Annotated in this window: 13 protein-coding genes; 6 read left to right on the top strand and 7 right to left on the bottom strand. The window is 61.2% G+C overall.

The window, feature by feature from the left end; all coding sequences use genetic code 11:
• Nucleotides 1-48: 48 nt before the first annotated feature.
• From ACWIKB_RS20215 to ACWIKB_RS20195, 5 genes are all read right to left on the bottom strand, one after another.
• Nucleotides 49-987 carry a quinoprotein relay system zinc metallohydrolase 1 gene (locus ACWIKB_RS20215; RefSeq protein WP_475269024.1) on the bottom strand — a complete coding sequence of 313 codons (939 nt, stop codon included), beginning with the start codon at nt 985-987 and terminating at the stop codon, nt 49-51.
• A gap of 16 nt (nt 988-1,003) precedes the next feature.
• Nucleotides 1,004-1,765, bottom strand: a complete 762-nt coding sequence (locus tag ACWIKB_RS20210) for a quinoprotein dehydrogenase-associated SoxYZ-like carrier (RefSeq protein ID WP_475269023.1) — start codon at nt 1,763-1,765, stop codon at nt 1,004-1,006.
• Nucleotides 1,765-2,640, bottom strand: a complete 876-nt coding sequence (locus tag ACWIKB_RS20205; protein WP_475269022.1) for a substrate-binding periplasmic protein — start codon at nt 2,638-2,640, stop codon at nt 1,765-1,767. Before ACWIKB_RS20205 ends, ACWIKB_RS20210 begins: the two co-directional genes overlap by 1 nt.
• A gap of 3 nt (nt 2,641-2,643) precedes the next feature.
• Nucleotides 2,644-3,105, bottom strand: coding sequence for a cytochrome c-550 PedF (pedF, locus tag ACWIKB_RS20200; protein ID WP_475269021.1), 462 nt, complete (start codon nt 3,103-3,105; stop codon nt 2,644-2,646).
• 185 nt (nt 3,106-3,290) lie between these two features.
• Nucleotides 3,291-3,413 carry a hypothetical protein gene (locus ACWIKB_RS20195; RefSeq protein ID WP_475269020.1) on the bottom strand — a complete coding sequence of 41 codons (123 nt, stop codon included), beginning with the start codon at nt 3,411-3,413 and terminating at the stop codon, nt 3,291-3,293.
• A gap of 157 nt (nt 3,414-3,570) precedes the next feature.
• Here ACWIKB_RS20195 and ACWIKB_RS20190 point away from each other — a divergent pair, with 157 nt between their 5' ends.
• The 6 genes from ACWIKB_RS20190 (at nt 3,571) to ACWIKB_RS20165 (ending at nt 8,791) form a co-directional block, all read left to right on the top strand.
• The gene (locus ACWIKB_RS20190; RefSeq protein WP_475269019.1) at nt 3,571-4,755 is read left to right on the top strand and encodes an ABC transporter substrate-binding protein; all 1,185 of its coding nucleotides are present in this window, start codon (nt 3,571-3,573) and stop codon (nt 4,753-4,755) included.
• A gap of 40 nt (nt 4,756-4,795) precedes the next feature.
• On the top strand, nt 4,796-5,755 hold the full coding sequence (locus ACWIKB_RS20185; RefSeq protein ID WP_475269018.1) for a YVTN family beta-propeller repeat protein: 960 nt from the start codon (nt 4,796-4,798) through the stop codon (nt 5,753-5,755).
• Nucleotides 5,752-6,483 (top strand): ABC transporter ATP-binding protein, encoded by a 732-nt coding sequence (locus tag ACWIKB_RS20180; protein WP_475269017.1) that lies wholly within the window; start codon nt 5,752-5,754, stop codon nt 6,481-6,483. Before ACWIKB_RS20185 ends, ACWIKB_RS20180 begins: the two co-directional genes overlap by 4 nt.
• Entirely contained in the window at nt 6,480-7,271 is a 792-nt protein-coding gene (locus ACWIKB_RS20175) for an ABC transporter permease (RefSeq protein WP_475269016.1), read from the top strand. Before ACWIKB_RS20180 ends, ACWIKB_RS20175 begins: the two co-directional genes overlap by 4 nt.
• 241 nt (nt 7,272-7,512) lie before the next feature.
• On the top strand, nt 7,513-8,070 hold the full coding sequence (locus ACWIKB_RS20170) for a PQQ-dependent catabolism-associated CXXCW motif protein (protein ID WP_475269015.1): 558 nt from the start codon (nt 7,513-7,515) through the stop codon (nt 8,068-8,070).
• 55 nt (nt 8,071-8,125) lie between these two features.
• Nucleotides 8,126-8,791, top strand: a complete 666-nt coding sequence (locus ACWIKB_RS20165) for a response regulator transcription factor (protein WP_054047333.1) — start codon at nt 8,126-8,128, stop codon at nt 8,789-8,791.
• A gap of 146 nt (nt 8,792-8,937) precedes the next feature.
• Here the strand turns inward: ACWIKB_RS20165 and nahK are convergent, their stop codons facing one another.
• Nucleotides 8,938-11,532, bottom strand: coding sequence for a hybrid sensor histidine kinase/response regulator NahK/ErcS' (gene nahK, locus ACWIKB_RS20160; RefSeq protein ID WP_475269170.1), 2,595 nt, complete (start codon nt 11,530-11,532; stop codon nt 8,938-8,940).
• A complete protein-coding gene (gene nosP / locus ACWIKB_RS20155; protein WP_290027385.1) occupies nt 11,501-12,664 on the bottom strand; it encodes a nitric oxide-sensing protein NosP in 1,164 nt (387 codons plus the stop codon). The genes nahK and nosP overlap by 32 nt, the downstream gene beginning before the upstream one ends.
• Nucleotides 12,665-12,863: the final 199 nt, after the last annotated feature.

Raw genomic sequence — 12,863 nt, 5'->3', positions numbered from 1 at the left:
CACCGCTTTCGCGAGCAAGCCCGCTCCCACAGGGGGTTCTGTGTTTGGTCATTGGGTTGCGGTGGAGTCGATGCGGGTCATTTGTGCGCGTTCGTAACGCGGGTACAGATGGCTGACACTGCGAATCAGCTCATACCGACTCAGGCTGATCCCGCCAAAACGCTCCGGTATAGGGCTGCGGATCATCTCCGCCATGTCGCTGCCATTCGCGGCGCCGTCGCGCAGCAGTTGATCGAGCCAGGTCAGGTAGTCGCGCATTTGCTCGAAGGGTTTGGCATCCATGGCCACCGGTCCGTGGCCCGGCACGATCAGGGTCCAGGGCAAACCCTGCAGGGTGGCGATGTCCGCCAGCCATACCGCCAGCCCCGGGCTGTTCGGGGTGGTCAGGGCTCGTTGATAAAACACCAGATCCCCGGCAAACAGCACGCCGGTTTGCTGGTCGAGAATAGCCAGATCTGCGCCCGTATGCCCACCCAGGCCTAGCAGACGCAAATCGTGGTTCCCAAAACTGCGCACGCCCGGTGTCAGCGTCTCGGTGGGCAACACCACTTCGGTGCCGCGCATCCAGTCGCCCACCAGCCGATACATGTTCTCGGCCATGGCATCACCCTGTTGGTGCAACAGCTCGGTGGTGCCGGCCAGCGCGCCGATCGGCACGTCGGTGAACGCCTGATTGCCCAGCGCATGGTCGGGGTGATGGTGGGTCAGCAGCACCTCGATCACCGATTTATCGGTGACCGTCGCAATCGCTTTGCGCAGTGCTTCGCCGTAGCGTTTCGACGGCCCGGTGTCGATCACCACTACCCCGCGCTCGGTGACGATGAACCCGGTGTTGACGATGTTGCCGCCGTTGGCCTTGGCGAAATTCTCGGTGCTGCCTTCCAGCAGCCAAGTGTCGGCGGCGATCAGCCGAGGCTTGAGCGAGTATTCAAGCTCCGCCAGGGCCGGCAGGCTTAAACCGATGAACAACAGCAACATCCAACGCATGACGCGCTCCTTTGGCTCAGGGTATCGCCGCATCGAATTGATTGCCGCTGTTGTCGCGCAGCAACAGGCGCGTCTGCCCTGCCCCTTCGATGTCGAAGGTCAGGTTGGGGTTTTCGCTGACGGCGGGAAACAGTTCCAGGCGCGCCAACAGTTGATCGTTCTGATCCCGCAGTTCGGCGTGGTTGATAAAGAATTCGGGGATGCCGCTGACCATGCCGTTGTCCATCGGGTGCGCCACCTGCAAGCGCACGCGGCTGTATTCGCCACGGGGATAACGCCCGCCAAGCACTTCGCCGATGTGCTCTTCCCAACCCGGCTGGGTACGCACCACGCTCGGCGCCGTGCAACCGCCGCCCGCCGCGTCGATCAAGGTTGAACCGACGTGCCACACCCCGTCGCGGGTCAGCACCGCTGCGCGCAATGGCGTGGCCTGCTCGATGCGGATGCGGATCGACAGCCACGGCAACACCCGGTCCAGCGGTTGGAAATCGACAATTTTCGGCAACGGATTGAGTTCGGCCCAGGCGAGGATTTTCACCACTTCGCCTTTGAACGCCCGGGCGTCGATTTCCAGCGGCACCTGGCGCGCATCTTCGGCGAACGGCGGGGCCAGCAGCTTGACCCGATCATCGAACACGAACGGCCCGTCACCGAGCATTTGCTTGTGATAGAACGCCCACATCACCGACGGCACCGGGTCCTTGCCCGGATCGATGTCTGCTGCGTGGGCGGCCATCGGCAACCAGCAGGCCAACAGGCAACTCGCTCGCCAGTTCACTATTGATACATCTCCGGCACTTCGTATTGCAGGCCGTAACCGGCGTAAATGGCTTGCACCTTGCCGTCGCGAATCAAGGCTTCCAGCGCCTCTTCCACGGCATACGACAATTGCCGGTTGCTCTCATGCACCGCCATGCCGATCTCCCAGCGTTGCTTGCCCATGTTCGGGTAGGCGTTTTCCGCCAGTGCCACTTGCGGGTCGTGGGCCTCATGCACTTGCCAATCGACCTCGCCGCGCATCGCCATCACCGCATCGACTTCACCGGCCTTCATCGCCGCAAAGGCCTGGGGCACGCCGGGATAGTGGTGGGTCTTGGCGGCGAGCATGCCGTTGAACACCGAGGTCAGGTAGAACGACGGCACGCTGTCGACTTCGACACCGATCGGGTGCTGCTCGAACACCGCAACGCTGCCCACGGAGTCCAGCCGACGGCGGTCAAAAGCAACCTGCCATTGTTCGTTCTGGTACGGGCCGAACATCACCACGTGATCGTTTTCCAGCTCACCGAGTTCGTTGCGCTTTTGTGAGTAATCGCGGTCATAGGGCACGCGCATCATCAGGTCGGCCAGTTGCTGGTTGTGCAATTGGCTGCTGCGCCAGATGTAATCGCGCAGGTCGTCGTCGAGCTTCTCCCCGGCCGGCGCCCAGATCAGTTTCAACTTCACGCCCAGCGCCGTGGCCAAGGCTTGCGCCAGATCGACATCAACGCCCCGAGCCTGACCGGCATCCTCGAAACTGTAGGGGGCGAAATCCTTGTAGACCGCGACTTTCAGCTCCCCGGCGGCGATCATTTGGTCATAGGTACGGACCTGCGCCTGCGCCACCTGGCAGCACAGCAACACAGCACTGATCAACACAGCGAGCAGGCGCATGGACTACTCCTCGACGTGCACGCTATCCAGGTAAGTACGCACCGCCCACAGGGCTTCCTGACTCAGGTAATCGGCCATCTTCGGCATGTAGACCCGGCCATCGCGCACCGCGCCGTGACGCACCCGTTCGACAAACCATTCATCACCAGCGTCGCCGACATCGAGCAGGCGCAAGTCGGGGGCAATGCCGCCGGACTTGGCTTCCAGGCCATGGCAGGCGGCGCAATTCTGGTTGTAGGCCGACGAGCCGATTTCCACCGCTTTATCGTGTTGCGGCGAGGTGCGATAGGGGTTCACCGCCGCCCAACCATCGCCATCCACCGGCACACCGGCGTCCTTGATCGGGGTCAGGCCCGGGGTTTCCACCGCTTGCGGCACCACGTTGCCATGGGCCCAGACCGGACCTGCGCTGATAAAACCGGCCAGCAGTCCGGCAACAAGCAAGGCGTTGCGTTTTGTTGTCATTGTTATGCCCTCAGGGTTGCACGCAAAACCTCTTGGAAGAGGCTATGGCACCCATCTTAGGAACCGCTTCGCAGCAACCCCATGCTGCTTTGGTGGCCGCCGCCCAGTACCTTGGTAGTAGGGCTTGTGGCGTGCCGAGGCCTGGACCGGGGCGCAAAAACCACCGCGCCGCCGGGCCACAACGCCTAGTTTCCGGGTGTCGTAGGCATCACCTGCTCCAGCGCGGGTGGTGGGCCATGAAGTTTGTCGACACCGATCAATGTCAGGATCAGCAACAACGGCAGGAGCAGCGCCTTGAGAATTCGCATGGTCGATCTCCTCTTCAGTGATGACCGTTCAAACCCATGCTAAAACCGCGCCGCAACGGATGGCTTACTACCTTGGTACTGCCTTAGCGGTACTTTCTGCATATTTCCTCTACTCCGCAGGCTTCCTATGCTGGCGCTACCCGTCGTGGAGTGCCTTATGCGCCAGCTTGCCCCTTACGCCTTGATCTACCTGCTGGCGATTGCCTGCGCCGCCGGGCTGGCGACCCAGAGCCAGGCCGCCGACGCGCCGTTGCAGGTGCAGATCGGTTACCTGGGCTATCGCCCCGATCCGGGACCGCTGCTGTCGAATGTGATTCCCGAACCGACCGATGCCGGGCTGCGCGGCGCCGAACTGGCGATCACCGACAGCAACAGCACCGGACGTTTTCTCAACCACAGCTACAGCCTGATCAGCGCCAGCGCCGAGACCCCGGATGCGCTGATCGAAGCGGCCAAAGCCCAGCACGAACAAGGCCTGCGCCTGTTTGTGGTGAATGCGCCGGTGGAAACCCTGCGTCGGCTCAGTGCGGTACTGACCGACAGTTTGCTGTTCAACGCTGGTAGCCCGGATGACAGCCTGCGCACCACCGACTGCTTGCCGAACGTGCTGCACAGCCTGCCGAGCCGGGCGATGCTCGCCGATGCGCTGGCGCAATTCCTGGTGGTGCGCAAATGGCAGCGGGCACTGCTGATCGTCGGCCCGACCCCGGACGATCAAGCCTATGCCGCCGCCCTGCGCCGCGCCGCCAAGCGCTTTGGCCTGAAACTGGTGGCGGAAAAAGCCTGGAGCTTCGACAACGATCAACGCCGCAGCGCCCAGGCCGACATGCCGCTGTTCACCCAGACCGCCGAGTACGACGTGGTGCTGGTGGCCGATGAACGCGGCGACTTCGGCGAATACGTGCCTTACCAGACCTGGTATCCGCGTCCGGTGGCCGGTACTCAGGGCCTGACCCCGGTGGGCTGGCACAAAACCGTGGAAACCTACGGCGCCGCGCAACTGCAAAAACGCTTCGAAGCCATGGCCGGGCGCTGGATGAATGACCGGGATTTCGCCGCATGGATGGCCGTGCGCAGCATCGCCAGCGCCGTGAGTAAACTGCGTCAGGTCGATCCGATGGCGATCCGGGCGCTGGAAATCAGCGATCAGTTGCCGCTGGACGGTTTCAAGGGTCGCAAGCTCAGTTATCGCCCGTGGAACGGTCAGTTACGCCAACCGATTCCCATCGTGCAACCGCGCGCGCTGGTCAGCACCTCGCCCCAGGACGGTTTCCTGCACCCGTTCAACGAAATGGACAGCCTGGGTTACGACAAGCCCGAAGTGACCTGCCGCTTTCCCTGATTTTTCTTCCACCACAACGACAATAAAAAAGGAATCCGCCATGCGCCGTACCCTGCTCTCATGCGCCCTGCTGCTTGCCGCCGGGCACGCCGTGGCCAGCACCGCTTGGGTCTCCAATGAAAAGGACAACAGCCTGAGCCTGATCGACATGCAGACCCTGCAAGTCACCGACACCCTGCCCGTCGGCCAACGCCCGCGCGGTCTGTTGCTGTCCCACGACAGCAAGCTGTTGTACATCTGCGCCAGTGATTCGGACCGGGTCCAGGTGATGGACGTGGCCACGCGCAAGATCATCAAGGAATTGCCATCGGGCAAAGACCCTGAGCAATTCGCCCTGCATCCGAATAATCGCTGGCTCTACGTTTCCAACGAAGACGATGCACTGGTGACGGTGATCGACACCGAAACCTCCAAGGTGCTGAGCCAGATCAACGTCGGCGTCGAACCGGAAGGCATGGCCGTCAGCCCCGACGGCAAGTGGGCGGTGAACACCAGCGAAACCACCAACATGCTGCACTGGATCGACACCAGCACCCAGACGTTGGCCGACAGCACCTTGGTGGATCAGCGGCCGCGCTTCGTCGAGTTTTCGCCGGACGGCTCGCAGCTGTGGGCCTCGGCGGAAATCGGCGGCACAGTAACCATTCTTGACGTGGCGACGCGCAAAATCCTCAAGACCGTGACCTTTCAGATCAAGGGCGTGCACCCGGACAAAGTGCAGCCAGTGGGGATCAAACTCAGCGCCGACGGCAAGTACGGTTTCGTCGCCCTCGGCCCGGCCAACCATGTGGCGGTAGTCGATGCCAAGACCTTCGAAGTGCTCGATTACCTGTTGGTCGGCCGGCGCGTCTGGCAGATGTCGTTCACCCCGGACCAGAAACAATTGCTCGCCACCAATGGCGTCAGCGGCGATGTGTCGGTGATTGATGTCGACAGTCTCAAGGTCAGCAAATCGATCAAGGTCGGGCGCTATCCGTGGGGCGTGGTGGTGACCCCATGAACGCCCTGGAAGTCAGCGAGTTGAGCTTCGCTTATGGCGCAAAAGAGGCGTTGCGTCAGGTGAGTTTCAGCCTGATGCCTGGACGCTTTGCAGCGTTGCTGGGGCCGAATGGTGCGGGTAAGTCGACGCTGATTGCTCTGCTGACGCGGCTTTATGATTTGCAGCGTGGTGATATCCGGGTCGGCGGTTGTTCGTTGCGTGATACCCCGCGCCCGGCACTCAAGCAATTGGGCGTGGTGTTTCAGCAAAGCACGCTGGACCTGGACCTCAGCGTCGAGCAAAACCTGCGTTATCACGCCGCGTTGCACGGCATGTCCCGGCGCCAGACTGGCCTGCGGGTCGAGGCTGAACTGGCTCGTCAGGCACTGACCGAACGCCGTCGCGAAAAAGTGCGCGAACTCAATGGCGGCCACCGTCGTCGGGTGGAAATCGCCCGGGCGTTGCTGCATGAGCCGCGTTTGTTGCTGCTGGATGAGGCCAGCGTCGGCCTCGACCCGGCCAGTCGCCTGGCGCTTAGTCAACACATCCGCAGCCTGTGCCGCGAACACGGCATCAGCGTGCTCTGGACCACCCACTTGCTCGATGAAGTGCAGGCCAGCGATGACTTGTTGATCCTGCATCAAGGCCGGCTGGTCGCCAGCGGACAAGCCGATACCTTGAGCCTGGAACACGGCGGCGACCTTGGTTCTGCTTTCGCTCGACTGACTACCGCAGGAGCCGCCCGATGAATGCGTATTGGCAGTGTTTCAGCGGCATCGTGCTGCGCGAATGGCTGCGTTTTGTGTTGCAGCGCACACGATTTCTCAGTGCTTTGGTGCGGCCGTTGTTGTGGCTGCTGGTGTTTGCCGCCGGGTTTCGCGCGGCGCTGGGCATCGCGATCATCGAGCCTTACGACACCTACATTCCGTACGAGGTGTACATCATTCCGGGGCTGGCCTGCATGATCCTGCTGTTCAATGGCATGCAAGGTTCGCTGTCGATGGTCTACGACCGGGAAATGGGCAGCATGCGCGTGCTACTGACCAGCCCCCTGCCCCGGACCTTTTTGCTGTGCAGCAAGTTGCTGGCCACGTCGCTGATTTCGCTGTTGCAGGTGTATGCCTTTCTGGCGATTGCCTGGATCTACGGCGTGCAACCACCGGCAATGGGCTTGCTAATGGCGTTGCCGGCGTTGCTGCTGGTGGCGTTGATGCTCAGTGCGCTGGGGTTGTTGCTGTCCAACGCGATCCGCCAGTTGGAGAACTTTGCCGGGGTGATGAATTTCGTGATCTTCCCGCTGTTTTTCCTGTCTTCGGCGTTGTATCCGCTGTGGAAAATGCGCGAGTCGAGTGAGTGGTTGTATTGGCTGTGTGCGTTGAACCCGTTTACCCATGCTGTTGAGCTGGTGCGGTTTGCCTTGTATGAGCGGTTTAATCCGCTGGCGCTGGCGGTGTGCGTCGGGTTGACGCTGGTGTTCGTGCTGCTTGCCGTACTCACCTTCAACCCGCAACACGCGGCCCTGCGCAAATCTACCTGACCACACAAATCCCCCTGTGAATTTCCCCTTGTGGGAGCGGGCTTGCTCGCGAATGCGGTGTGTCAGTTGACATCAATGCTGACTGATACACCGCATTCGCGAGCAAGCCCGCTCCCACAATTAGATCTCCATCAAACTTGGGGAAATTACTACTTTAGTACTGCTTTACCTGTCTATCGTCGCATTCCCTTCGCACCGCGACTGGCATGTAATGGGTTCATAACTATAAGGATTGAACCCCATGCCGCGTGCCCGACGTCGTCTGCTACGCCCTTGCCTCGCTGCCCTGTCGCTCAGCCTGATGCTGAGTGCCGCACAGGCCGAAACCCCGCTTTTCTCCGCCGACGGTTACCGCATCGGCCTGTACCGCAGCCCGACGCCTAATCAGCTGCAAGGCGCGACCATCCTCGACACCCCCGCCCTGCAAACCCTGCTCAACCAGACCCCGCGCCCGGTGCTGATCGACGTCTATCGCCGCCAATGGCTGCAAGGGCGGTTCATCGAAGACCAGCCCCACGCGAACCTGCCCGGCAGCCATTGGCTGGCCAATACCGGTGACGGTGATCTGACGCCCGACTGGCAGGCTTACTTTGCGCGTAATCTGGACACATTCACCGATGGCGACCGCCAGCAATCGCTGGTCTTCTACTGCCGCTCCGATTGCTGGTTGAGCTGGAACGCGGTAAAACGCGCCGCCGCCATGGGCTATAAGTCGGTGTATTGGTATCGCGATGGCCTGGATGCCTGGCAAGCGGCGAACCTGCCCGTTGCGCCGGCCCAGCCTGAGCCCTTTCCCTGACTGAACACTGCGTGTTGTTGCCCCACCCAAAAACACAATAATGAGGTGAAAGGCTATGTACAAAATTCTGATTGCCGACGATCACCCGCTGTTTCGCGAAGCCATTCATAACGTCATCAGCGACGGTTTCCCCGGCAGCGACGTGATGGAAACCGCCGACCTGGACAGCGCCCTGCTGCTGACCCAGGAACACGACGACCTGGACTTGATCCTGCTGGACCTGAACATGCCCGGCATGCACGGCCTCAATGGCCTGATTAACCTGCGCAACGAGGCGCCGACCATTCCGGTGGTGATCGTCTCGGCCGAGCAGGACAAACAGATCGTGCTGCAAGCCATCACCTACGGCGCGGTGGGTTTCATCACCAAATCCTCGCCCAGATTGCAAATGACCGAGGCGATCCAGCAGATTCTCAACGGCAATGTGTACCTGCCACCGGACATCATCCGCACGCAAAAGCCTGGCACCCATCGTCGGATGAATGACAACCCGAGCTTCCCGCCTGAGCTGCTCCAGGCCCTGACCCGCAAGCAGTTGCTGGTACTGGAACGCATGACCAAGGGCGAGTCGAACAAACAGATCGCCTACACCCTGGAAATCGCCGAAACCACGGTCAAGGCGCATGTGTCGGCGATCTTGCGCAAATTGAATGTGCACAACCGGGTGCAGGCGATCTTGAGTGCCGGGGATATTGATTTCGGGTCTTACCTGCGACGTTGAAGTTTGTCTGGAAGACCGCGTCGCGCCCTTCGCGAGCAAGCCCGCTCCCACATTGGATCTGCGTCGTACACAAACTCTGTGTTCACTGAAGATCCAATGTGGGAGCGGGCTTGCTCGCGAAGGGGCCCTCACAAACACCGCAAATCTCAGGGTCTACCGAGCAGATGACTCATCGCCGTCTTGAGCTTCATCGGCCGCACTGGCTTATGCATCAAGGTGTGCCCCAGCTCACGAATCTGCAACTTCAGCTCATTGCTGTAGTTGGCAGTGATCATCATCGCCGGGATAGCTGACCCGCGCCGTGCGTTGATCCGGGCCACGGCATCGACGCCGTTCTGGTCGTCGTCCAGGTGATAGTCGGCGATCAGCAAGTCGGCCTCTTCGTGATAATTGTCCACTTGCCGCGCCAAATCCTGTTCCGACAACGCCGTCACCACCAAACAGCCCCAACCTTCCAGCAACGTACGCATCCCCGCGCAAATCGCCGCGTCGTTGTCCAGCACCCACACTCGGGCACCGCGTAGGCGTTCAAGCATCGGCTCGCTCATCAACAGACTCGGCACGGCTTTGGGCGCCGTGGCGCTGAGCGGTACTTCGACAGAAAACATCGAGCCCTTGCCCGGCCATGAGCGCACGTGAATCCGGTGCCCGAGGATCCCGGCAATTTTCTCGACAATCGCCAAGCCCAGACCCAAACCTCGATCCTGATCCGGACGCTGCACATCGCCACGCTTGAACTCCTGGAAAATCTCCTCCAGGCGGTTTTCGGCAATGCCCATGCCGCTGTCCCAGACTTCAATCGACAAGCGCTGATGATGACGTCGGCAACCGAGCACCACGCGACCGCTGTAGGTATAGCGAATCGCATTGCTCAGCAGATTGCGCAGAATCCGCGCCAACAACTGGATATCGCTGCGCACCAGCGCCGAACACGGAATGAAATGCAGTTCCAGCCCTTCGCTGCGGGCGACTTGGGTGTATTCGGCGGCAAGGTTTTCCAGCAATTCGCTGAGGGCGAACGGCGCGATATCGGCCTTGATCACCCCGGCATCGAGTTTGGAAATGTCCACCAAAGTGCCCAGCAGGTTTTCCACGTCTTCCAGGGAATTGCTGACGTTGCGCACCAGAATCGCGTTGGCCACCGGCTCCCGGCGTTCCAGCAAAGCGCTGGTAAACAGCCGCGCGGCGTTGAGCGGTTGCAGCAGGTCGTGGCTGACGGCGGCGAGAAACTTGGTCTTCGACAGGTTGGCCTGCTCGGCTTCGAGCTTGGCCTCGCGCAGGCGTGATTCCGCGCGGCGACGCTCGTCGATCTCGCGCAGCAGTTGATCGTTGAGGGTGGTGAGTTCCGTGGTGCGTTCGCGCACCCGCAACTCAAGGTTTTGATAGGCCTGGTGCAGCGCTTCGGCAGTGCGGCGGCGTTCGGTGATGTCGCGGATCAGCACGAAAATCCCCACCACTTCCCCGGTGGCCAACCGATTGGGTACGTAGGAGCGCAGCATGTAGCGCTCCTGATTGTTGATGTTGGTTTCGGCGAACTCGAAGGTCACGCTCTCACCGGCCAGGGCCCGGGCGACGTAGGCTTCCAGGCGCTGGTAATGCTGCTCGCTGTGCACTTCGCGCAGGCTCTGCCCGAGCATCACGCCCCGGGGCCAGCAGTACCATTCTTCGTAGACTTTATTGGTGAATTCGTAGACCAGATCGGCGTTCAGGTAGGCGATTAATGCCGGCACGTGATCGGTGATCAGGCGAATCCAGCGTTCACTTTCGCTGAGCGCTTCGGCGTGCTGATAGCGTTCGGTGATGTCGGTGAAGGTGTTGACGAAACCGCCGGTGGGCAACGGATGGGTGCGGATTTCCAGGACCCGGCCATCGTAGAGTCGCTGTTCGCATTCCTGTACCGAACGCCCGTTGCTGTCGCGACTGGCCGGGGTCAGCAGGTTCAGTTCACTGTCGGCAATCACTTCGGCAAACGGTCGATGGGCCGCCACCGGTGCCAGGCCGCTGAGCTCAAGGAAGCGCCGGTTCCACAGTTCCAGGATGCCGTCGGCGTTGACCATCGCCACGCCTTGGGACAGGTTGTCTACAGCCCGTTGCAGCAGGTGGGATTTCTGCGCCACCGCTTGCTCGCGGCGCACGGTTTCGCTGAGTTTGACGTCGGTGATATCGGTGAACAGGATCACCCGCCCGCCTTCCTGGGTCGGCCGTTCGCTGACTTGCAGCCATCGGCCATTTTGCAGGCGATACAACAGACTCTGGTCCGCATGGCCGCGCGGTTCTTCGGTAAACAACCCGGTGGCTGTCATCAGCCGCTTGACCTCGGCCAGGTGCATGCCGGCGATGATCCGCACCCGGCTGCTGCCCCAGAACGCCTTGAAGCGGCTGTTAAACAGCACGATGCGCTGGTCTTCATCGAAGAGCACGAAGGCATCGGAAATGCTCTCGATGGCATCGATCAAATGTTGGTGCGCCGTTTCCGCCCGCAGGCGTGCGTCGCTGAGCAAGTGATTGCCGGCCTTGAGTTCGGCCATGGCCTGGTTCAACGCGTCGGTGCGTTCGCGGACCTGCTCGGCCAGCACCACCGAATGCTGAAACGCCGCATACGGGTCGTTGCCCCGGGTGATGCCGGATTCGATGCGTTCGATCAACGCGCCATTGATGCGCTGCAGTTTTTGATTGTCGCGCTGCAGGTTGGCGATCTGCGCCTGGAGCTCAACGGTGTCCAGGGGAACGGCCTCGGGCAATGGCAACCCCGGTGAAGGTCTGGTTGATGTGCATGCCATTGAACTGTTCTCCGTAGGTGTTGAAACCCATCACCCGATGCTCACGCAAAAACGCCCCGATCGGCTCCAGGCTGCCGCGATCTTCCAGCTCCAGGCGCCGCAGAAAACAGTCGCAGCCGATGGTCAGCAGCAGATCGCCGAGGCGTTCTTCCAGACCTTCGAACAACGCTTGCAGGTTCGGCAGCATGGGACCTGGGGTCATGGCAGTGAGGACGATGCCGTTTTCCACGGCGCAGTAAAAACTCAGGCTCAGGTCCGGATGCACCTGCTGGATGGCGCGCACGTAATACTGGTCGTTGATCCGCACCGCCAATGGGTGCGCGGCGAAGATCCGGTGATCAAGCTCGGCCACCGGCACGCCGATGTGCCGGGCGTATTCCTCGGCGGCGGGCTCGGCGTTGAGTTCGAAAACCCGCCGCGACGCGCTGTCGGCGCCGGTGACTACCAGTTTCTCCGCCCGAGGCAGGATGTGGTGGGTGGTGAACACTTCGAAATCGAGCCAGGTATTGACCAACACCACCACCGCCGCGCCGCTATGGAACTCGCCGCCGAAATACACGTGGGTGTGGGTCAGGTAGTTGTCATCGCCAGCGGAACCGCCGAAATGCGGGATATCGCCCAAGGCTGCACTCAATGCGGCGAGGACCATTTCCTCACGGCTGGACAGGCCATCGAGCAGGGTCAGGGCGAAGCTATTGCCCTTGATCGGCGCCAGGGTGTTGCTGCGGCAGCCGCTGACCAATCGTTCGACCATTTGCTGGGCGTCGATCAGGCTGAAGCGTTCCATTTCATCGATCAGTTCGATGGCAATGGAAAAGTGCCGATGATCGAATCCCACCGCCGTCACGCAATTGCGACCGTAGCCCTGCGGAGTGATTTCCCCGGCGCTGGTGCAACCCACCAGGCGAATCCCGCCGAAGCTTTGCTGCAAGGCCTGGCCCAGCGCCTGCAAGTCGTACTCGGCGGAACAGAAAAACAGCACGAAACCCAGGTGCGGATGCAACAGCTGTCGCGCCAACTCCTGCGCCGCCTGCTGGGCATCGGTAGCCTGGGACATGGCGCTGACCACCCCTTCACTCTGGACCTGCTGCATCGTCGCCTCCCGCAGGTGCGCATGTATGAGGTGCGAGTGTACGAAGCCTGCGGGCCGGGACGTATGCTACTTGGGTAGCGGTCTTGGGCTTCGATGGGATGAGAGCGTTTGTGCAGGGCCCACCAAACACCACACATACCTGTGGGAGCGGGCTTGCTCGCGAAAGCGGTGTGCCAGTTGACATAAATGCTGACTGACA

The sequence above is a fragment of the Pseudomonas sp. 5Vm1k genome (assembly GCF_056161485.1).
This window is presented reverse-complemented; position numbering and strand designations above follow the sequence as displayed.

What these genes read in the sequence shown, in the direction of transcription:
- ACWIKB_RS20180 (WP_475269017.1), top strand. Translation starts at nt 5,752, where the DNA reads ATGAACGCCCTGGAAGTCAGCGAGTTGAGCTTCGCTTATGGCGCAAAA.
- ACWIKB_RS20170 (WP_475269015.1), top strand. Translation starts at nt 7,513, where the DNA reads ATGCCGCGTGCCCGACGTCGTCTGCTACGCCCTTGCCTCGCTGCCCTG.
- pedF (WP_475269021.1), bottom strand. Translation starts at nt 3,105, where the DNA reads ATGACAACAAAACGCAACGCCTTGCTTGTTGCCGGACTGCTGGCCGGT.
- ACWIKB_RS20190 (WP_475269019.1), top strand. Translation starts at nt 3,571, where the DNA reads ATGCGCCAGCTTGCCCCTTACGCCTTGATCTACCTGCTGGCGATTGCC.
- ACWIKB_RS20215 (WP_475269024.1), bottom strand. Translation starts at nt 987, where the DNA reads ATGCGTTGGATGTTGCTGTTGTTCATCGGTTTAAGCCTGCCGGCCCTG.
- nosP (WP_290027385.1), bottom strand. Translation starts at nt 12,664, where the DNA reads ATGCAGCAGGTCCAGAGTGAAGGGGTGGTCAGCGCCATGTCCCAGGCT.
- ACWIKB_RS20175 (WP_475269016.1), top strand. Translation starts at nt 6,480, where the DNA reads ATGAATGCGTATTGGCAGTGTTTCAGCGGCATCGTGCTGCGCGAATGG.
- ACWIKB_RS20195 (WP_475269020.1), bottom strand. Translation starts at nt 3,413, where the DNA reads ATGCGAATTCTCAAGGCGCTGCTCCTGCCGTTGTTGCTGATCCTGACA.
- ACWIKB_RS20205 (WP_475269022.1), bottom strand. Translation starts at nt 2,640, where the DNA reads ATGCGCCTGCTCGCTGTGTTGATCAGTGCTGTGTTGCTGTGCTGCCAG.
- ACWIKB_RS20185 (WP_475269018.1), top strand. Translation starts at nt 4,796, where the DNA reads ATGCGCCGTACCCTGCTCTCATGCGCCCTGCTGCTTGCCGCCGGGCAC.
- ACWIKB_RS20165 (WP_054047333.1), top strand. Translation starts at nt 8,126, where the DNA reads ATGTACAAAATTCTGATTGCCGACGATCACCCGCTGTTTCGCGAAGCC.